This window comes from Lysobacterales bacterium, assembly GCA_014946745.1.
In the GTDB taxonomy this organism is placed as follows: domain Bacteria; phylum Pseudomonadota; class Gammaproteobacteria; order Xanthomonadales; family Xanthomonadaceae; genus Aquimonas.
This window is the reverse complement of sequence record JADCRD010000001.1, coordinates 2,842,877-2,862,949: the sequence shown is the minus strand read 5'-3', so window position 1 is coordinate 2,862,949 and position 20,073 is coordinate 2,842,877. Positions and strand designations below refer to the sequence as shown.

The 20,073-nt window shown below is 67.2% G+C and carries 19 protein-coding genes; 11 read left to right on the top strand and 8 right to left on the bottom strand.

The features are described from left to right. The first annotated feature begins 21 nt into the window (after positions 1 to 21). Positions 22 to 723 carry a class GN sortase gene (locus H4O13_11490; GenBank protein MBE5316008.1) on the top strand — a complete coding sequence of 234 codons (702 nt, stop codon included), beginning with the start codon at positions 22 to 24 and terminating at the stop codon, positions 721 to 723. Here H4O13_11490 and H4O13_11485 read toward each other — a convergent pair. Beyond that, the gene (locus H4O13_11485; GenBank protein ID MBE5316007.1) at positions 632 to 2,101 is read right to left on the bottom strand and encodes a hypothetical protein; all 1,470 of its coding nucleotides are present in this window, start codon (positions 2,099 to 2,101) and stop codon (positions 632 to 634) included. The genes H4O13_11490 and H4O13_11485 overlap by 92 nt on opposite strands. Then, positions 2,092 to 3,126: an L-threonine 3-dehydrogenase gene (tdh, locus tag H4O13_11480; GenBank protein ID MBE5316006.1), complete on the bottom strand. Its 1,035-nt coding sequence runs from the start codon at positions 3,124 to 3,126 to the stop codon at positions 2,092 to 2,094. The genes H4O13_11485 and tdh overlap by 10 nt, the downstream gene beginning before the upstream one ends. A 122-nt stretch (positions 3,127 to 3,248) precedes the next feature. On the opposite strand from tdh, the gene folC reads away from it, so the two are divergent. From folC to H4O13_11465, 3 genes are all read left to right on the top strand, one after another. After that, positions 3,249 to 4,505 (top strand): bifunctional tetrahydrofolate synthase/dihydrofolate synthase, encoded by a 1,257-nt coding sequence (gene folC / locus H4O13_11475; protein ID MBE5316005.1) that lies wholly within the window; start codon positions 3,249 to 3,251, stop codon positions 4,503 to 4,505. After that, on the top strand, positions 4,502 to 5,467 hold the full coding sequence (locus tag H4O13_11470) for a magnesium and cobalt transport protein CorA (protein MBE5316004.1): 966 nt from the start codon (positions 4,502 to 4,504) through the stop codon (positions 5,465 to 5,467). The genes folC and H4O13_11470 overlap by 4 nt, the downstream gene beginning before the upstream one ends. A 114-nt stretch (positions 5,468 to 5,581) precedes the next feature. Then, positions 5,582 to 6,787 carry a methionine adenosyltransferase gene (locus tag H4O13_11465; protein MBE5316003.1) on the top strand — a complete coding sequence of 402 codons (1,206 nt, stop codon included), beginning with the start codon at positions 5,582 to 5,584 and terminating at the stop codon, positions 6,785 to 6,787. Positions 6,788 to 7,167: 380 nt separating this feature from the next. Here the strand turns inward: H4O13_11465 and H4O13_11460 are convergent, their stop codons facing one another. Then, positions 7,168 to 8,907, bottom strand: coding sequence for a DNA primase (locus H4O13_11460; GenBank protein MBE5316002.1), 1,740 nt, complete (start codon positions 8,905 to 8,907; stop codon positions 7,168 to 7,170). A gap of 79 nt (positions 8,908 to 8,986) precedes the next feature. On the opposite strand from H4O13_11460, the gene H4O13_11455 reads away from it, so the two are divergent. From H4O13_11455 to H4O13_11425, 7 genes are all read left to right on the top strand, one after another. Further along, positions 8,987 to 10,120 (top strand): SPOR domain-containing protein, encoded by a 1,134-nt coding sequence (locus H4O13_11455; protein MBE5316001.1) that lies wholly within the window; start codon positions 8,987 to 8,989, stop codon positions 10,118 to 10,120. 15 nt (positions 10,121 to 10,135) lie between these two features. After that, positions 10,136 to 10,702: a CvpA family protein gene (locus H4O13_11450; protein ID MBE5316000.1), complete on the top strand. Its 567-nt coding sequence runs from the start codon at positions 10,136 to 10,138 to the stop codon at positions 10,700 to 10,702. Between the two features lie 52 nt (positions 10,703 to 10,754). Continuing rightward, complete coding sequence (gene purF, locus H4O13_11445) at positions 10,755 to 12,224, top strand: amidophosphoribosyltransferase (GenBank protein MBE5315999.1); 1,470 nt, start codon at positions 10,755 to 10,757, stop codon at positions 12,222 to 12,224. Between the two features lie 4 nt (positions 12,225 to 12,228). Continuing rightward, complete coding sequence (locus H4O13_11440; protein MBE5315998.1) at positions 12,229 to 13,065, top strand: ferritin-like domain-containing protein; 837 nt, start codon at positions 12,229 to 12,231, stop codon at positions 13,063 to 13,065. 261 nt (positions 13,066 to 13,326) lie between these two features. Next, positions 13,327 to 14,169, top strand: a complete 843-nt coding sequence (locus H4O13_11435; protein MBE5315997.1) for a hypothetical protein — start codon at positions 13,327 to 13,329, stop codon at positions 14,167 to 14,169. A gap of 17 nt (positions 14,170 to 14,186) precedes the next feature. Then, a complete protein-coding gene (locus tag H4O13_11430) occupies positions 14,187 to 14,606 on the top strand; it encodes a hypothetical protein (protein ID MBE5315996.1) in 420 nt (139 codons plus the stop codon). A gap of 188 nt (positions 14,607 to 14,794) precedes the next feature. Beyond that, positions 14,795 to 15,943 carry a hypothetical protein gene (locus H4O13_11425; GenBank protein MBE5315995.1) on the top strand — a complete coding sequence of 383 codons (1,149 nt, stop codon included), beginning with the start codon at positions 14,795 to 14,797 and terminating at the stop codon, positions 15,941 to 15,943. Between the two features lie 378 nt (positions 15,944 to 16,321). Here the strand turns inward: H4O13_11425 and H4O13_11420 are convergent, their stop codons facing one another. The 5 genes from H4O13_11420 to flgA all read right to left on the bottom strand — a co-directional run bounded on the left by H4O13_11420 (position 16,322) and on the right by flgA (position 19,973). Beyond that, the gene (locus H4O13_11420) at positions 16,322 to 16,900 is read right to left on the bottom strand and encodes a response regulator (protein ID MBE5315994.1); all 579 of its coding nucleotides are present in this window, start codon (positions 16,898 to 16,900) and stop codon (positions 16,322 to 16,324) included. Next, positions 16,897 to 18,285, bottom strand: a complete 1,389-nt coding sequence (locus H4O13_11415) for a sensor histidine kinase (GenBank protein MBE5315993.1) — start codon at positions 18,283 to 18,285, stop codon at positions 16,897 to 16,899. Before H4O13_11415 ends, H4O13_11420 begins: the two co-directional genes overlap by 4 nt. Before the next feature lie 83 nt (positions 18,286 to 18,368). Beyond that, the gene (locus H4O13_11410; GenBank protein ID MBE5315992.1) at positions 18,369 to 18,686 is read right to left on the bottom strand and encodes a hypothetical protein; all 318 of its coding nucleotides are present in this window, start codon (positions 18,684 to 18,686) and stop codon (positions 18,369 to 18,371) included. Positions 18,687 to 18,712: 26 nt separating this feature from the next. Further along, positions 18,713 to 18,997 carry a flagellar biosynthesis anti-sigma factor FlgM gene (gene flgM, locus H4O13_11405; GenBank protein MBE5315991.1) on the bottom strand — a complete coding sequence of 95 codons (285 nt, stop codon included), beginning with the start codon at positions 18,995 to 18,997 and terminating at the stop codon, positions 18,713 to 18,715. A gap of 295 nt (positions 18,998 to 19,292) precedes the next feature. Next, positions 19,293 to 19,973: a flagellar basal body P-ring formation protein FlgA gene (gene flgA, locus H4O13_11400; GenBank protein ID MBE5315990.1), complete on the bottom strand. Its 681-nt coding sequence runs from the start codon at positions 19,971 to 19,973 to the stop codon at positions 19,293 to 19,295. Between the last annotated feature and the right edge of the window lie 100 nt (positions 19,974 to 20,073).

Below are 20,073 nucleotides of genomic sequence, written 5' to 3'. Positions count from 1 at the left end.
GCCATGGTCAGTGCCAGCTCGATGGCTGCGCGGGCCGTGGCAGCGCAGCCTCGATTCGCCGGCCGCCGCGCGTGTGCGCTGGCGCTGCTGCTGCTCAGCGGACTGCTGCTGGCGCAAGCCCTGTGGATCCCGGCCAAGGCTGAACTGGCGCAGTGGCTGCTCGCACGCAGCTGGGACGAGGCGCGTGCGCGGGGCGAGGCGCAGCCGCCCTGGGCCTGGGCTGATACCCGCGCGGTGGCGCTCCTGCGTCGCGCGGGTGAACCTGACGGGCAGATCGTGCTGGCGGGCGACAGCGGCCGTGTGCTCGCGTTTGGGCCAGGCTGGAACGAAGCGTCGAGCGCACCGGGCGCGCCCGGGACCGTGGTCATCAGCGCCCACCGCGACACCCACTTCGCCTGGCTGCGCGATGTGGTCCCGGGCGCAACAGTCGAGTTGCAAGGTCTGCAGCGCACGCGCCGCTATCGCCTGCAGGACCGCCGCGTCGTCGACGTGCGCGAGCACGCGCTGGCGCCTGAGGCCGCCGAAGACCAGCTGCTGCTGGTCACCTGCTGGCCTTTCGATGCGGTGGACGCCGGTGGGCCACTGCGTCTGGTGCTGCGCTTCTCCCCGATGGTCGGGCCGACACCCACAGTCAGCCCGGCGGCAGCGAGCCCCAGCCCTCCGCATACGCCGGTGAGCCGTCGAAGCGACGGTGCAGGAACAGGTTCCAGCCATCGCGGCTGAGCGCGCGCTGGGCCTGCGTGCTGGCCGCACCGCCGACCAGCAGGCTTCGGTTGGCGTGATCCCACAGGCCGGGCTGGGCGAACCAGCGCGCGGTGTCCGGCGTCCACGACAGCAGATCCACCGGCAGCGGAAACACGCGCTCGCCGTCGGCGCTGTCGTAGGCCAACAGGGCGCCCACGCCGACAATGCGCCCGCCGATCGCGCGATCCCCCAGATGCGCATGGAGCATCGCCAGCGCATTGACCATGAAGCGCGCTTCGACTTCGTTCTGCGCCATCAGCGCGATTTCCAGCAGCACGTCGACGCCGGACTCCGGCTGCAGACGCTCCAGCCACTGCACCAGCGCGGTCTGCAGAGTCGGCGAATAGCGGCCGAACTGCAGGAAGGTGTAGCGCAGCTCCTCGTCGGCGCCCAGCGCCATCAGCCGCTCGTCGTTGCGGCGGCGCAGGTCTTCTGGCGGCAGCTCAAGCACCAGCCGGTTGACCTCGCTGCTGGTGCCCAACACTTCACTGGTGACCGGATCGAGTAGGCCCATGGCCTGGCCCACGCCCAGCTTGCCGGCGGTGGCCGCCCAGGCCAGGCGGTTGAGACGCTCGTGGATCAGCGGGTTGCCGGTGAACGGGTCGATGCCCAGCCGCGCGGCCAGCTCGCGGCGGGCACGGCCGTAGCCGGCTTCGCTCTTGGCCAGGCGCACCACTTCGTCCCCCACATCGCCGAACCAGCTGTCTTCCTGCTTCTCGCGCTGGCGCCGGCTGGCAGCCATCGGAGCATCGGCGTCATCGAAGGGCGAGCCCTCGTGGCTGATGCGCTGGTCGGCGCGCGCGCCCAGACGCTTGGCGCGCTGGCCGATCCGGGTGACGCGCTCGCTGAAGTAGCGCCACACGCCGCGAGGCAGGCCGGTGATGGCTTCGCCCGGCCGCTGCACCACGTTGGCCACCGCGCGCAGCGGGGCCATCACTGCTTCGGCGCCCGACTTGGCCAGCGCTTCGGTGACCGACTCCGCATGCAGCACCTTCAGCGCTTCCATCTCCTGCACGCGCAGGGTGAGGATCTCGACGCTCTCAGCGGTGAGTTCGCCGTAGTCCGTGTGCAGCACGAAATGCGCCTGGAAGCCATGCAGCTGCGCGCGCGACTCGACCCGGTAATCCGGGCCGGTCAGCAAGGCCGGCGGCAGCAGCTCCGCGCTGGCCAGCTCGGGTTCGGCTTCGGTTTCGTCCTCCGTGACGGCGGGCGCCGGCGCCTTGGGCGCTTCCAGCTCGATGTCGGCATCGCCGCCGAGGAAGGGATCGACGAAATCGTCGGCGCGGGCAAGCGCCGGGGTCGCCAGCCCCACGCCGACAAGCAGGGCCCCGCGCAGGGCACTACGGATCAGCTCCAACTGCAGACCACCTTGCCGCAGGCGCCGGCTTCCATCAGCTCGAAGCCGCGCTGGAAGTCGTCGATGTGGATCTGGTGGGTCAGCACCTTCTGCAGCGGAAAGCCGGTGAGCACCATCTGCGTCATCTTGTACCAGGTCTCGTACATCTTGCGGCCGTAGATGCCCTGCACCGTCAGGCCCTTGAAGATGATGCGGTCCCAGTCAATGCCGGCACCCTTGGGCAGGATGCCAAGCAGGGCGATCTTGCCGCCGTGGTACATGCAGTCGAGCATGTCGTTGAAGGCATGCGGGTTGCCGCTCATTTCCAGGCCGACGTCGAAACCCTCCATGTGCAGGTCGGACATCACGTCCTTGAGCGAAGTCTTGGCGACGTTGACCACGCGGGTGGCGCCCATGTCGGCGGCCAGCTTCAGGCGGTAGTCGTTGACGTCGGTCACCACCACGTTGCGCGCGCCGATGTGCTTGCAGATGCCGGCGGCGATGATGCCGATCGGGCCAGCGCCGGTGATCAGCACGTCCTCGCCGATGACGTCGAACTCAAGCGCGCAGTGCGCCGCATTGCCGTAGGGGTCGAAGAAGGCGGCCAGCTCGCTGGGGATCTGGTCGTGGATCGGCCACAGATTGCTGGCCGGCACCGCGATGTACTCGGCGAACGCGCCGTGGCGATTCACGCCGATGCCGACGGTGTGCGGACACAGGTGCTGGCGACCGGCGCGGCAGTTGCGACACACGCCGCAGACGATGTGACCTTCCGCCGAGACGCGCTGGCCCACTGTGTAGCCGGTGACCGCGCTGCCCAGCTCGGCGATGCGGCCGACGAACTCGTGCCCGATCACAAGGCCGGGCTTGATGGTGCGCTGACTCCACTCGTCCCACTTGTAGATGTGCAGGTCGGTGCCGCAGATCGCGGTCTTCTCCAGCTTCACCAGCACCTCGTTGGGGCCGATCTTCGGCATCGGCACTTCTTCCATCCAGATGCCCTTGCTGGCTTCGCGCTTGACCAGGGCCTTCATCATCATCGACATCGGGGCATCCTCGGGTGGGGGCAGCGGCGCGCTGCGCAGGCCGCGGATTATAGAAGCGCGGCGTGGCGGCGCCGTGGGCGGCTATGCTGCGCGTTCACGCACTCAACTCCAAACGCTGCCGCATGGACGTCGACGCCTGGCTGGATCACCAGCTGCGCCTGCACCCGAAGAACATCGAGATGGGCCTGGAGCGCGTGCGCCCGGTTGCCGAAGCGCTCGGCGTGCTGCGCCCGGCTGCGCGGGTGCTCACGGTGGCCGGCACCAACGGCAAGGGCTCAACGGTCGCCATGCTGGAGGCCGTGTGCCGCGCTGCCGGTCTCCGCTGCGGCGCCTACACCTCGCCGCACATCGAGCGCTATCACGAACGCATTCGCATCGGCGGGCGCGACGTTGAGGACGCCGACCTCATTGCCGCCTTCGAGGCGGTCGAGGCCGCGCGCGCGGGCGTGTCGCTGACCTTCTTCGAGTTCGGCACGCTGGCAGCGCTGTGGCTGTTCACCCGCGCCGCACTGGAGGTGGTGATCCTCGAAGTGGGCCTCGGCGGGCGACTCGATGCGGTCAATCTGGTCGATGCCGACATCGCGCTGCTGACCACGGTCGACCTCGACCACATGGAGTGGCTGGGCCCGACCCGCGAGCACATCGGCCGCGAGAAGGCCGGGGTGTTCCGCAGCGGTCGTCCTGCCCTCATCGGCGAGCGCGAGCCGCCGCTCAGCGTGCTTGAACACGCGGCGACGATCGGCGCGCGGCTGGAGCGCCGCGGCCTCGATTTCGATATCGAGGCCGTCGCCGATGGCTGGGCCTATCGGGATGCGCAGGGCGCCCTGCGGCTGCCGCGCCCGCAGCTTGCCGCCCCCGCCCAGTTCGACAATGCGGCGCTGGCCACGCGCGCGCTGCGCCTGCTCGGTCTGCCTGACGCGGCGATCGCCGCCGGCATCGCCGGTGCCGCGCCGCGCGCGCGCCTGCAGCGCATCGAGGGCGTGCCGGAGGTGGTGCTGGACGTCGGCCACAACCCGCAGGCGGCGCGGCAGCTGGCGGCGTGGCTGGAGGCCCATCCCAAGCCGACGATTGCGGTGTTTGCGGCGCTGGCCGACAAGGACATCGAAGGCGTGGTGGCACCGCTGCAGCACGCGATCGCGCGCTGGCATCTGGGCGGGCTGGACGTCGTCGGGCGCAGCCAAAGTGCCGAAGCGCTGGCCGAGCGTGTCATGCGAGCGGCGGTCCATGCGCGGCTGCATCTGCACGAGCACGTCGACACCGCCCTGCGCGCCGCGCTCGCCGAGGCAGGAGCGGACGCGCGTGTTCTGGTGTTCGGCTCTTTCCACACCGTTGGCGAGGCCTTCGCCTGCCTGCGCCAACTCGGACGCCTGCCTGCATGATCGTGCACTGCACCCACTACCTGCCCGACGGTCGCCGCGAAGCCATCGACTTCGAGCGCGTCTCCGATGTGCTCGGCACCCACGAGGGCTTCATCTGGATGGGCCTGGTCGAGCCCGATGCCGCGCTGCTCGCAAAGCTCCAGGAGGAGTTCGACCTGCACGAGCTGGCCATCGAGGACGCCCACAAGGCGCACCAGCGGCCCAAGGTCGAGCTGTATGGCAACAGCCTGTTCATCGCGGTGCACACCGCGCAGATGCCGGGCGAGGAAGTCGAGTTCGGCGAGACCCATCTGTTCCTCGGCGATCGCTTTCTCATCACCGTGCGCCACGGCCCTTCGCTGTCCTATGCGCCGGCGCGCGCGCGCTGCGAGCGGGATCCCGAGTATCTGGCGGCCGGGCCGAGCTTCGGTCTGTATGCCGTACTCGACCAGATCGTCGACTACTACTTTCCGATCGTCGATGACTTCCGCGCGGGTCTGGATACGCTGGAGCACGACATCTTCGAAGAGGACTTCAAGCGCGACACGGTCAAGCGCCTGTATCAACTGAAGCGCGAGCTGACCCGTCTGCGCCTGGCGGTGGCGCCGCTGCAGGACGTGCTGGCGCCGCTGGTGCGGCTGTACCCGAACCTGATCCATGCCGACACTCGCGTCTACTTCCGCGACGTGCTCGACCACGCCAAGCGCATCGATGACGCCACCGACACCCTGCGCGAGATGCTCACCGCCGCCATGAGCGTGAACCTGGCGCTGGTGACCGTGGCCCAGGGCGAAGTGGTGAAGCGGCTGGCCGGCTGGGCCGCGCTGCTGGCGGTGCCGACCCTGGTGACCGGCTGGTACGGCATGAACTTCGAAGCCATGCCCGAGCTGGCCAGCCGTTTCGGCTACCTCGGAGTGATGGCCTTCACCCTCACGGTCTGCCTGCTGCTGTACCGCAAGCTGAAGAAAGTGCGCTGGCTGTGAGCGCGCCCGCGCCTGAAGGCTTGACAACGCGCGTCATGCAATCCACCAAGGCGGCGTGTATCATGCGCGCCCGCTTCAACCATCCATCCATCCGAATACAAGGATAGAGCGCCGATGAGCAGCTACCTCTTCACCTCCGAGTCGGTGTCCGAAGGCCATCCGGACAAGGTCGCCGACCAGATCTCCGACGCCGTGCTGGACGCGATCCTGGCCAAGGACAAGCGCGCCCGCGTGGCCTGCGAGACCATGGTCAAGACGGGCGTCGCCATCGTCGCCGGCGAGATCACCACCGAAGCCTGGATCGACCTCGAAGCCCTCACCCGCAAGGTCATCCTCGACATCGGCTACAACAGCAGCGACGTCGGCTTCGACGGCGCCACCTGCGGCGTGCTGAACCTGATCGGCAAGCAGTCGCCCGACATCAACCAGGGCGTCGACCGCAAGAAGCCGGAAGAGCAGGGCGCGGGCGACCAGGGCCTGATGTTCGGCTACGCGACCAACGAGACCAAGGACTTCATGCCGGCGGCCATCCACTACTCGCACCGTCTGGTCGAGCAGCAGGCCAAGGCGCGCAAGAAGGGCAAGCTCGGCTGGCTGCGCCCGGATGCGAAGAGCCAGGTTACCCTGCGCTATGAAGGCAACAAGGCCGTCGCCATCGACGCCGTGGTGCTGTCGACCCAGCACGATCCGAGCATCAAGCAGAAGGATCTGGTCGAGGCCGTGCGCGAGCACATCATCAAGCCGGTGCTGCCGGAGAAGCTGCTGCACCGCGGCACCAAGTTCCACATCAACCCGACCGGCAAGTTCGTGATCGGTGGCCCGGTGGGCGACTGCGGCCTGACCGGCCGCAAGATCATCGTCGACACCTACGGCGGCTGGGCGCGCCATGGTGGCGGTGCGTTCTCGGGCAAGGATCCGTCCAAGGTCGACCGCTCGGCGGCGTACGCGGCGCGCTACGTCGCCAAGAACGTCGTGGCTGCGGGCCTGGCCGATCGTTGCGAGGTGCAGGTGAGCTACGCCATCGGCGTCGCCGAGCCGACCTCGATTTCGGTCACCACCTTCGGCACCGGCAAGATCGCCGACGACAAGATCGAGAAGCTGATCCGCAAGCACTTCGACCTGCGCCCCTACGGCATCATTCAGATGCTCGACCTGGTGCACCCGATCTACCAGCAGACCGCGTCCTACGGCCATTTTGGCCGCAAGCCCCACGAGGTCAGCTACGTGGATGCGGCTGGCAACACCGTCAAGGCGACGGCCTTCTCGTGGGAGAAGACCGACCGCGCCGAGGCCCTGCGCGCGGATTCGGGCCTGAAGTAATCCGCTCCGCTTGCTTGTACGACACAGGGGCGCCCTTGGGCGCCCCTGTGCGTTGAAGGGCCTGTCGAAGCCCCGGAAACCTGCCTGGTATCAGCCAGTCGGCATCGGCGCAGTGTCCGGATAGGGTGGCTCTCAATAGGGGGCTCTCACGCCACCGCTCTTGGCCCGCAACCGAGCACGCAAGGCTGCGCGCGGTTCCAATGCGAAGTGACGGCACGCTCCGGTCGTCGAGTCGCATAGGGTGGGTCTTGACCCACCGCTGTTGTGCCGCGAGCTATCACCCCACGGCGCGCCCATCGCGACGTGCGCATGCCGAACGGATGTAGGGCGTAGTCCGGCCGTCGAACGGAGTCTTTAGCTTCGGTGGGTCAAGACCGACCCTAGGCGCCGCGCCGCTCCGCCTTCAGCTGTGGCAGCAGACGCAGCTCGTCTTTCTCTTCACGGCTCAAGTTCGCCAGTCCGATTTCCCGGGCACGAACCTGCAGCTCGCGCTCGCGCTGCTCCAGCGCCATGAGTTCAAGGCCGCGCACGGCGCCGTCGAAATCGGCCGCCCATCCCTCCGGGGGAGCGATCATTTCAGCCACCGCGAGCTTGGTCAGCGCGGCCAGATCTTCGCTCTCGCTGTAGCTCTCCAGCAGAGCGCCGGTGCTGATGTCCGGCCGCGCGCGGCAGCGCGCCAACAGATCCAGCAGCAGCGTCACGCCAGGCTGGTCGAGATACGCGAACACGTACGGAGGCTCGATCCGCTGCGCCAATGCCGGCTGCTGCAGCAGCAGCTCGATGGCGATGCGCACCAGCGAACGCCGCGCATTGCGCGGGCGTGGCGCCTGTGGAGCGGGCCTGGGCTTGGCGACCTCGACGCGCGCGGCCAGACCGGTGAGCTCCGCGAGCTTCTGCCGCATCAGGTCGCGGAAGGCGCCGTCAGGCATCTGTTCGATCATCGGCTTGGCGCGTTCCGCCAGCCGCGCTCGGCCGTCAAGACTGTCCATCTGGATGTCGCGCCCGAGCTCGTTGAAGAAGAACTCCGAGAGCGGCATCGCCTGCTGCAGACGGCGGTCGAAGCCCTCCGCCCCTTCGCTGCGGACCACGGTGTCCGGGTCTTCACCCTCGGGCAGGAAGAGGAACCAGGCCTGGCGTCCGTCCTTCAGTCGCGGCAGGGTCGACTCCAGCGCTTTCCACGCCGCCGCACGTCCGGCGCGATCGCCGTCGAAGCAGAAGTAGACGTCGCCGGAATTGCGGAACAGCAGCTCGGCGTGGTCCGGCGTGGTCGCGGTGCCCAAGGTCGCGACCGCCTGCGTGACGCCGAACTGGAACAGGCTGACCACGTCCATGTAGCCCTCGACCACGATCAGCCGCGGGATCCGCGAATGCGTCTGCCGCACCTGCCACAGGCCATACAGCTCGCGGCCTTTGCGGAACAGCGGCGTCTCGGGCGAGTTCAGATACTTGGGGCTGTCGTCCGCCGACAGCACGCGGCCGCCAAAAGCGATCACCCGGCCGCGGCGGTCGTGGATCGGAAAGATCAGGCGATCGCGGAATTTGTCATAGGTGCGGCCGGCGTCGTTCTTCGACAGCAGTCCCACCTTGTCGAGCAGGGCGCGCTGCGCCTCGTCGCGGCCCAGCGCGGACAGCAGCGCATCCCAGCCTGCGGGCGCGTAGCCCAGCTCGAAGCGCGCTTGGTTGGCGGCGTCGACGCCGCGCTTCTGGAGGTAGCCGCGCGCGCTGCTGGAGGTCTTGAGCTGCTCGCGAAAGAACGTGCTCGCCGAGGCCGTGGCCGAGTACAGCGGGCCGAAGTCGTCCTCGCGGCCGCGCGCGGGCTTGTTCTCGCGCGGTACCTCCATGCCGGCGCGCTTGGCCAGATCCTCGACCGCATCGAGGAACTCAAGGCGGTCGTACTCCATCAGGAACTTGATCGCCGTGCCGTGCGCCCCGCAGCCGAAGCAGTGGTAGAACTGCTTGGTCGGGCTGACGTAGAACGAAGGCGTGCGCTCGTCGTGGAAGGGACAGCAGGCGGTGTACTCGCGGCCGGCGCGCTTCAGCTTCACGCGCGCATCGATCAGTTCGACGATGTCGGTGCGCGCCAGCAGGCTGTCGATGAAGCTGTCGGGAATGCGGGCCATGGGCGCGCAAGTGTAGGGCAGGGCAGGCTCTATACTCGCGACCGGTGTTCACCCCTAAGCCGCGGACGCGACGAAACCCATGGATGCAGCCCTGAAGCAGCGCCTGATCGGCGCCACCGTGCTGGTGGCGCTGGCCGTGATCTTTCTGCCGATGCTGGTCGACGGCCCCGAAGCCGAGCGGGAGACGGTGGGCGAGCAGCTCAGCCTGGACTTGCCGACCCCGCCCGACCGGCCGATGGAAACCCGAGAGATCCCGCTGCTGCCGACGCCCGCGGACAGCGCGGCCACGGCGCCCGTCGCCAGTGCGGACGGTGCCGAAGTGCTGCCGGTGGTCGATACCGGCGCCGAGCAGCGCACGGATGCGCTGAGCGGCCAGCCGGTGGGCGCAGGCTCTGATCCGAACGCACATGCAGCCTCAACGCCCGGCCCAGCGGGCGCGTCAGCACCGAGTGCGACGGGCGCGGCCGCGACGCCCAGCGCGACCACTGCAGCGCCCGCAGCGGCGGCTGTAGCAGACCCTGCAGCATCATCCCCCGCGACGTCAGCTACGGCGTCGAGCGCGGCGGCGGGCGCTTCGACAGCTACGCCAGCCGCAGCCTCGCCCCCGCGGCCTGTCTCCAGCGCACCGCCCGTCGCCGTCAGCAGCGCTGCGCCAGTCCCTGCGCGTCCGGCGTCGACGCCTCTTCCCGCGGCCACCGCCGGAGGCAGCTATGCCGTCAACGTCGGTAGCTATGCGAACGTGGCCAACGCCGAGAATCTGCAGAATCGACTGCGCAACGCCGGCATCGCCGTGTACGCCGAAAGCGTCACCTTGGACGGTCGGCCGGTGCGCCGCGTTCGTCTCGGGCCCTTCGCTCAGCGCGGTGAGGCAGAGCGGGCCCGACAGGCGGCGCTTGCGGTTCAGCGCGATCTGCCGACCAGCGTGATCAACCTCGATGCGGTCGGCAATGCGCCGGCGCCTGCACGCGCTCCCGCCACCGCGGGGTTTGCGGTGCAGCTGGGGGCGCTTCGCAGCGAGGTCGATGCCAATGCGCTGCGTGACCGCGTCCGCGGCGCCGGCTTCGTGGCCTTCGTCGAGCGCGTCAACGCCGATGCCGGCACACTCTGGCGCGTGCGTGTCGGGCCTGAGCTGGATCGCGCGTCGGCCGAGCGTCGCCGCGGTGAGCTGAAGTCGAGGCTCAACGTTGACGGCTTTGTCGTCAGCCATCCCTGATCGTCGCTCTCGCGCGTGGACACCCTGACTTGGGCGGACATCGTCCTGCTGGCCATCCTCGGCCTGTCGACCCTGGTCGGCCTCTGGCGTGGCTTCATTGTTGAGGTGATGTCGGTCGCGGTGTGGGTGGGCGCGTTCTGGCTGGCCTTCACCTACGGCGACAGTGCGGCCCTGCTGTACGAGGGCGTCGTGGAAGCGCCGTCGGCGCGGCTGCTGCTGGGCTACGCCACGCTGTTCGCGCTGGCGCTTGCGGTGGGCGGCTTGGCCACCTGGCTGATGGGCAAGCTGGTCAAGTCCACCGGCCTGTCGGGCACCGATCGCCTGCTCGGCCTGCTGTTCGGACTGGTGCGCGGCTATGCGCTCGGGGCCGTAGCCGTGCTGCTGGCGGGTTTCACCGCCTTGCCCGGCGACGCTTGGTGGGAGCAGTCGCGGGTGGTGCCTGCGTTCCAGCGCGGCGCCGAATGGCTGCGCGCTCATTTGCCCGCTTCGGTGGCCCAAGAGGTCAATTTCGTGCCGGTGCTGCGGCTCGACCTCTCTTCACCCGCACCCCCGCCTGCCCAGCAGGAGCCGGACGGGGGATAATGCGCGCCTTGCCGCGGTGTGCTCGCGGATCCTCGCCCCCAAGGACCTCCCCATGTGCGGAATCATCGGCATCGTCGGCACCAGCCCGGTGGCCCCGGCCCTGTATGACGGATTGACGGTGCTGCAGCACCGCGGCCAGGACGCGGCGGGCATCGCCACGGCCGACGGCCTGCGTCTGCGCGTTCACAAGGGCAATGGCCTGGTCAAGGACGTGTTCGATGAGCCGCAGATGCGCCTGTTGTCAGGGCGCATGGGCATCGGCCACTGTCGTTATCCCACAGCCGGTTCGGAGGGCTCCGACGAGGCTCAGCCCTTCTACGTCAACTCGCCTTTCGGCATCGCCTTGGCCCACAACGGCAATCTGATCAACACCGATGCGCTGCGTGCACAGGTGTTTGAAACCGATCGTCGCCACGTCAACACCGAGTCCGACTCGGAAGTGCTGCTCAACGTCTTCGCCCACGAGCTGGCCGAGCGCGGCACGCTGTCGCCGGAGGCCGCGATCCAGGCGGTGGCCGGCGTGCATGCGCGCTGTCGCGGCGGCTACGCGGTGGTCAGCCTGGTGCTGGGCCTCGGGCTGGTGGCGTTCCGCGATCCGCACGGCATCCGTCCGCTGGTGCTGGGACGTCGCGACACGCCTGAGGGCACCGAGTACGCATTGGCCTCGGAAAGCGTGGCGCTGGACATTCTCGGCTTCACCCGCGTGCGCGACATCAAGCCCGGCGAGTGCGTGGTGGTGACGCCGCGCGGTGAGCTGCACGCGGAGGTCTGCGCGCCGGTGGGCGAGCACTCGCCCTGCATTTTCGAGTTCGTCTACTTCGCCCGGCCCGACTCGATGATGGATGACGTCTCGGTGCACAAGGCGCGGATGCGCATGGGCGTCAAGCTGGGCGAAAAGATCCTGCGGCTGCGGCCGGATCACGACATCGACACGGTGATCCCCATTCCCGACACCTCGCGCACCTCGGCGCTGGAGCTGGCCAACGTGCTGGGCGTGAAGTACCGCGAGGGCTTCATCAAGAACCGCTACATCGGCCGCACCTTCATCATGCCGGGCCAGGGCCAGCGGGTGAAATCGGTGCGCCGCAAGCTGAACCCGATTCCCCTGGAGTTCCGCGACCGCGTGGTGCTGCTGGTCGACGACTCCATCGTGCGCGGCACCACCAGCCGGCAGATCATCCAGATGGCCCGCGAGGCCGGCGCGCGCAAGGTCTATCTGGCCTCGGCTGCGCCTCCCGTGCGCTATCCCAACATTTACGGCATTGACATGCCGGCCGCCGAAGAGTTGGTCGCCCACGGGCGCAGCGAGGACGAAATCCAGGCGCAACTCGGCTGCGACTGGCTGATCTACCAGGATCTGGAGGATCTGAAGGAAGCGGTTGGCGGGCCGAAGAAGCGCCTCACCACGTTTGATGCCAGCTGCTTCACGGGCGAGTACGTCACCGGCATCGACGCCGACTACTTCGAGCGCATCCGCGCCCAGCGTTCCGATGACGCCAAGCGTCTGCGCCGGCAGGCCTGAACCGATGCCACAGATAGGGCAGGGCGCCGCCGACCTGCACGCCGCTGCACTGCGGGTGCTGCAGCTGCAGCACCCGGCCGAGAAATGCGCCGGCGCCACTGAGCTCGCGCGCGCGCTCGAAGCGGGCGAGCTGGCGCCGATGGAATCGCCCGCAGCCATTGATCTTCCCGTGCCCGGCCGGCCCGAGCGCCCGCGGCTGGTGCCACCGCGGGCTCTGCCGCAGCGTGGGCTGGGCAGCGCCGAGGGGCGTGCGGCCTTTCTGCATGCCATCGCCCATATCGAGTTCAACGCCATCAACTTGGCGACCGACGCGGTCTACCGTTTCCGAGCGATGCCACTCGACTTCTACCGCGACTGGGCCCGCATCGCCGCCGACGAGGCGCGCCACTTCCGCTTGCTTGAAGCGCGGATGGCCGAGCTCGGGGCGGCTTACGGCGACTTTGATGCCCATAACGGCCTGTGGGACATGGCCTGCAAGACCGCGCACGATGGCTTGACCCGCATGGCCCTGGTGCCGCGGGTGCTGGAGGCCCGCGGCCTCGATGTGACGCCAGCAATGATCGAGCGCCTGCGCGCCGTCGGCGACATCGCCTCCATTGAGGTCCTGGATGTGATCCTGCGTGAAGAGGTCGATCATGTCGCCGCCGGCACCCGCTGGTTCGAGTGGTGCTGTGCCCGCGAGCGCTGCGAGCCCGCCTCAACCTTCCAGCGCCTGCTGGATCTTCACGCACCCGACGCAGTGCGGCCCCCCTTCAACGAACAGGCGCGGCTGGCGGCCGGCTTCACGGCGATCGAACTGGAACAACTTGCCACGCGGTCTGCGCGGCTGCGGACTGCCTGAAGCTCCAGGCCGTGCCGCTCATGTGCGAGGACGCACAGAACGAAAAAAAGTTCCTCCGAACCTGGCCTGAATCGTCGCGCGGCTGCGTATAAGCCCTCTGAGATCCCCCTGATCGGGGGCTCAAGTCTTCGACCGGACCCAATGCAAACAGGTGTTTCCTGTTGTGAAGTTCCTGTGCTAGCCTTTGGCGAGCGTGGGGGCGTCCGGGCGAAATCCGTCCAGATCAGTGGCTTGCAGCACATACTGCACAAGAGGGTGGAAATGAAAGCATTGACTCAGAGTGTCCTGGCCGCAGCGATGCTGATGGCCCTGCCCTTCGCTTCGGCGGAGGCGTGCAACAAGAACGCGTGGCTTGGCAACGCGGCCGCCGCCTCAGGTGTGCTTGCCAGCGGCACGGCGCTTCCGGCCGGCGACCCGAACAAGATTCCCGTGTACAGCGGTGAGTGCGCAATTCAGGCGTCAGCGGGTGAATTCGTCACCGACAACACGCCCAGCGCCGAGGCTAACTTCCGCGCGCGCTTCTACGTGTTCACCAGCACCAGCGGCAAGTTCTTCACCGCGACCGCCGGCGAGGACTCGGCGGGTGCGGAGATCGTCGGCGCAAGCTTCAACGGCTCCGCGATCTCCTTCAGTGGCCCCACGGGCGTCGCAACCGTGACGGCCCCGGCGAATCGGTGGTGTTCGGTCGAGGTGTTCCATTCGAGCGGAGCTGCATTCTCCGCGTCCGTGCAGTGCGCCGGAGCTGCCACGGCCACAACCGTGACGGGCACTTCCGTCACGGGGACGGTCGGCTCTGCTGCCATTGGCTTCATTGGCACCGGCCCCGGCGCCATGGTTTTGGATGACTACAACTCGACCCGCTCTGCCACGACGCCCATCGGCCGACTGTGCCGCGGAAACGCCGTGAATACGGACACGATCATCAATATTCAGGACCGTATCTCGCTGAACAATCAGATCATCGGTCAGACAACGGGTACGGGCGTAGCAAGGGGTCAGCCGGACATGAACGAAGACGGCGTGGTGTCCATTCAGGATCGCATCCAGGTCAACGGCATCATTTCGTCGGGCCAGGGTGGTACCTTCTGCGGCGGCGTTAACTGAGGATCCGGGAGAACAGTATGAAGAAGTCGATCGTTGCCGCAGTTGTCCTGGGTCTGTTTGCTTTCGCTTCCAGCGCAAGCGCCGACCAACTCCTTTTCACCAAGGGGATGAGTAAGAGTGGTTCCTCCGTCGCCGTTGACTACATGAGCGACGGGCGCGCTGTTGGGCTTCAGTTTGAAATCCTGGTTCCCGGCAAGGCGCAGGTGGATCTTTCGGGGTTCGCCAAGTCCCTTCCGAAGGGTTTCACTGCTGAGCACAACGTGGTGGATGGAAAGCTGATTATCATGATCGTCAACGACCAGAGCGTTCCTCTTCCAGCGGGCTTGATTTCGCTGGGAACGATCAAGGCGATTGGCGGCACCGGCGAATTCGTGCTGGAACGTTTGTACTCTGCTGACGCGCAGGCCCAGCTGATCGACGTTGAGACGGTTCAGTAACGAAGTGACGACAGCACTAGCCCTGTAAGGAAGAAAAAATGAACGTGAGCAAGAAGCTTCTTGCTGCGATGTGTCTGTCCGCCATCGGCGGCAGCGCGTTCGCAGGTACTGTATCAATCAGCCCGAGCACCGCCACCGCGCTTCAGGCGGGCGGTGCAACTTCTCCCACTCCGCATACGATCCAGTATGTGCCCGCAGCCGGCGATCAGACGGGCAACGTCCAGGGGCGTCTGATCTATGACCAGACGCGCCTGACTCCCACCCTGACGGCTGGCGATCCGGTTTGTACGAATCCGGCCCCTGGCCTCATCCTGATCGTTACCCAGAACAACACGACCACTCCGTTGGCATCGAGCACGCTTTGCACCATTGCGTTCTCGTCGGTGGCCGCAGCTCCCGTCGGCGCGACGTCGCTGGATCTGCAGTTCAATGCGGGTCTCGGAGACGGTTGCTTTGAGAACGCCGGCGGCACGGCTACGGCGTGCACACTCGTGGATGGAACGGTGAACATCATCACCGCCCCGCCGAACGTCACCTTGTCCTACGCGCCGGCAGCCGGTAGCACCATCACCTTCCCGGCTGGCACTGCTCTGACCACCCAGAATGCCTCGATCACCGTCACTGGCGGCGGCACGGTGGGTTCGGGCACGGTGACCAACTGCGGAATCACCGGCGCAGGCGCTGCCTCGTTCGGTACGGCTCCGGCCAACATCACTGTTGCCGCTGGCGCTACCGGCACGCTGCCCCTGACCTGCACCCTGCCCAACTCGGGTGGTGCTGCCAGTGCGACCCTGACCTGTACCGAAACCGACTCCGACAGCACCGCGGGTGCTTCTCGCACCTGGCCGCTGAGCTGCCCCCAGGGCACTCCGGTCCCGGGCCCGGGCTTCGGTGCTTCGCCGGCGACCAACACCCCGGCCACGGCGATCAGCTGCAGCGGTCAGGCGGGCACCACGGTGCAGCGCCAGATCGTCATCACCAACAACGGCAATCCGGGCGCGGGTTCGGCGCTTGATTTCACCTGCACCGGCGCTGGTGTTGTCACGGGCGTCACCGGCGGCGCGGCCACTGGCCTCGCGGTGGGTGCCTCGCAGACCGTGACGGCCACCTGCACGGTTCCCGCCGATGGCGTGACCACGACCGGCACCGTCAGCTGCACGAGCAACGCTCCGGGCGGCCCGTTTGTGTTCAACTTCACCTCGACCGGCAGCACGCTGCCGCCGCCGGTGCCGCGTCCGGCCGTCGTGCCGGCCAGCTCGACGTGGTCGCAGATCGCCCTGATCGCCCTGCTGGCGGGTCTGGGTCTGGCCTTCGTCGGCTTCCGCCGCGGTCAGTAAGTAGTCTCGCGTAAGGCTTGAAAGCGAAGGGCGCCCTCGGGCGCCCTTCGTCGTTTGGGCCTTGCGGAGTGGTTTGGGCGAAGCCTGACCCAGTGCTGACGCAGATCGTCGCCCCAGGAGCCAGAGCGGCAGAAGCAACCGGGCTGCAAACGCGCCTGAGCGGCCCGCTCTTCCGCCGATTCTTGGCCATGCAGCACCACTACAGGCCGGCGAATCGCCTGAAAACCGTTCTAGCGCCTCACGCTTTGCCTCGATGGGTTCTGACCCGCAGGCTTCTAGGCCCCCGCTGGGGCTGTGCTTCGCTGGGGTGCGCATACCTCGACGGCTGAGTTCGGCGCCGGGCCATTCACGCAGGCCACGGTTTGGGCGCTCCGATGCTTACAGATCGTCATCCAGCGACAGAATGATTCCGCCGTCTTCGGCGCGCTGCAGGCGGGTGATGCCCGGAAACTCGCTCTCAAGCCGGTCAAGTTCGCTTGCTACCGCCATCCGTCCGGTCGATGCAGTGTTCTTGGCGCTCGCTGCTCGGCTCAGTGCTTCTCGAATGATGCGCGACTGCACGAGCGTGCTTGCGACCAGATTGCGCAGCTCGCCGTCGTCCCAGGGCTTGCAGAGAAAGCGCGAGACCTGGGTCTCATTGATCGACGCCAGGATGGCGTCGCGATCCGCGTAACCCGACAAGATCATCCGGGCCACGTGCGGCTGCAGTCCAATCGCGCGGCTCAAGAACTCGACGCCATTCATTTCCGGCATGCGGTAGTCACTGATCACGAGGTCGAAGTCCTCGGACTCCATGCGTTCCAGCGCCATCTCGGTCGAGGTATAGGTTTCGACCTGGATACCCTGACCGCCGAGCATGTCGACGTTGATGAACGACAAGCAGCGCCGCAGTGCGTTCAGCACGTTGGCTTCGTCGTCGACGAGAAGAACGCGGTAGACGCCGGCTTCGCGGCTCATGGAACCTTACCCTCGATCTTGGGTTGGGTGATGGGAAGGCGGATAAGGAAAAGGGTGCCTTCGCCGGGAGTGCTGGTGACATCGATATTGCCGTGATGCTTCTTGATCAGTCCGTAGGAAATGGCGAGTCCAAGTCCCGTCCCCGTGCCCACGGGTTTGGTCGTGAAGAAGGGATCGAAAATCTTCGGCAGTACGTCCTCCGGGATGCCGACTCCATCGTCCCCGATCGCAACGACGACATGATCGCCATCAACGCTGGTGCTGACGGTGACGATGCCGCGTTCCGCGATGGCTTGACCCGCGTTGAGCAGAATGTTCATGAACACCTGGTTCAACTCGGAGGGAATGCACTCGATCTGCGGAACATCACCGAAAGTTTTGACCACCTGCGCCTTGTACTTGAGGTCGTTCCAGATGATGTTGAGGGTGCTGTCGAGCCCGCGATGAATATCGGCAAGCACGAACTTGTCGCGTGCGTCGCTACGCGAGAAATCCTTCAGGTCCTGCACGATTTTGCGAACGCGTTCGATGCCTTCGCGCGACTCTTCAATGAGCTGCGGAAGGTCGCTTTGGAGGAACTCGATGTCGAGGCGCTGCCGCAGATCGCGCACTTCGCCACGCGCCCGTTCCGGGTCGCTTGCGCCCAGAGCGCGGTCGTACGCATCGACGAGGGTCAGCAGGTGTTTGCTGTACTCCTGCAGCGTTGCCAGATTCGAATGGACGTAGCCGATCGGGTTATTGATTTCATGCGCCACGCCCGCGGCCAACTGACCGATCGAGGCCAGCTTTTCGGATTGCAGCAGCTGCTCCTGCGCACCCTTGAGTTTGCGGTACGCGACTTCCAGTTCGGCGTTGCGGGCCTGCAGCTCGGTCTTGCGTGCGTACTCGAAGCTGATGTCGCGGGCAGACACGCCGTAGCACTGAAGGCTGTGGTCCGCGGCGCGTACGGCACTGATCTGCAGCATCAGCACCAAAGGCCGGCGCTGCCCCAGGGGAAGGGCCACTTCGCCGTTCCACTCGCCTGCATTGGCCGCCATCTCGAGCGCGAAGGCTGGCAACAGGTCGGGATGCAGGTCAGTGATGCGACGTGTGCCCGGCTGACGGCCCGAGCCGACGGCGATCTGTACCGTGATGGCGTGGGCCGCCCGGTTCGCGTAGAGGATCTCCAGCTCGGGATCGATCAGGAAGATGGGATTCTGGCTGTTGTCGGCCACGACCTTGATCAGTGGCAGGAGCTCAGCATGGGCTTCGGGTGCAGCGGTCATGGGCGCCTCCTGCGCCTGGGCAACCGCGCCACTGTCCGGTGCCGCCGAGATCGACGCAAGCGCCCCGAGCGGCCCCTTTGGGCTCGCTTCGGGAACAACTTGAGGCAGGAGACTGTTCAAGCGACATCGACCTCGCGCAACGATCAGACGGCCGCGCTTGGCCAGGGGCGAGGGCGCGGATCACCCGCGCAGAGCTGCAAGCCTCATGCCTCTGCGATGTGACGGGTAATCGCAGAGTCGCGGCGGTCGCCGCTGGCGTCATAGGCGGAGGCGGGATCGACCGCGCCCAGCATCTTCAGCAGCCAGGCAGTTTCCTGCTTTCGCCGCAGCAGAAACTCGGCGTTGGCTTGATGCAGCTCATAGGCCCTTTGCAGGCCGGCCTGCGCTTCGCCCTGGAAGTACCCATTCTGTGCGCAGGCCGCGATGTGATCCAAAGCCGCGAGCTTCGCCTCACCCGCGCGCACCAGGGCGGCGCCATCGAGCGCAACGAGCGCACCGCGCTCAGCCTCGATCGCCTGCATCAGGCCCTGCAGTGCGTCGTCCAAGCTCACTTCAGGCTGCCTTCGATTTCCATCAGTCGCGCGGCGAGCGCGCGCGCGTCCACGGTATAGCGTCCGGCTTCGATGTCGGCACGCAGCTGCTGGACCTTCGCGGCATCGAAACCCGCCGACGTGGCAGCCGTGGCGGTCGCGCTGATCTGCACCGAGTCGTCGTCCAAGCGAAGCGCATTGGTGCTGCTGATCGCACCGACCGAATCCTGCCCCGGGCTGCCCACGCGGCGCGCCTGCGGTTCGAGCCGCGGTCCGCCGAGTCCGTCGATCTTGGTGTTCATGCTGTACTCCCTGTGCCGCCATGTGCAGGGGTTATCGGCCGCCCGCGGCGGGACTTTAGCGGGCTGCTGAAAATCAGCCTGCTCGATGGGCCAAGGAGGGGCGAGTCGACAAAGCAAGCGCCTAAGCGATGGATTTGTCGGGAGGCGGTACGGACCTGCGCCGGACCGCCAACACGAACAACTCCCAACAGGGGAGCTATTCGACACGCTGTTGGGGCTTTCGCCGCGAGCGTCAGCGCTGAAGTCCAATGACCGAGCGGTGTGGCCCCAAAGGCACGACTTGAGCGCGCCCTCATCACAGCAGCACCTCAACCTCGCCGCGGGCGTTGACGATGCCGCGAACCTGTCGGCGCGAGCTCAGATTCTCGACGTTCACCTGTTCGGCCTCGCCGGCCTCGCCGAGGGCGCGACCCTGGCTGCGCACTTCCAAGCCCCCGCGACGCGCGATCAGGGTGACCTGGTCGCCGCGCTTGACGAGTCTTGGGGAGCGCAGATCCCCGGTCGAGAGAGCGCTGCCGGCGGCAAGCGGGCGCGCGGCAATGCGGCCAATGGCCTGCTCTGGTCGCTCGAGAGCACCGGCGGCAAGGCCCGCCTGGTCGCGGGTTTCGACGCGCACGAGGTCCGCGGTGACGGGTTGTCCCGCCGCGAGCGGTCGGGCAAGCACCAGCGTGTCTCCCATCCGCGAGACCTTTACCGGCACGAACAGCTTCCAAGCCATTGGGCCTGAGCAACTCACTTCGGCAACGCCGCGGTGGCCCACGTGTGCACTGAGGCCGCCGCTGCATTCGGGCATGCGAAGACCGCTGTCGATGGCGGCCTCGGCGCGCACGCGCGGGTCGATGCCGGCGTCCGGCGCAACGGCTGAGACCGCCGCTGCTGCGATGCGCTCAACCGCCTCGAAGCCGCCCTCCGCCCAGGCGCACGCGGGCAGGGCGAGCAGCAGGAGCAGTCGGACCATCAGGCGCTTGCAGGACATGGGACACCGGGCGAGCGAGGGGACAGCCCCTGCGTGCAAGCTGCATGCCCGTCGATGCGCGGGCGCTGGCGCGCCGTCGGCGCAAACCTTGCACGCCGTG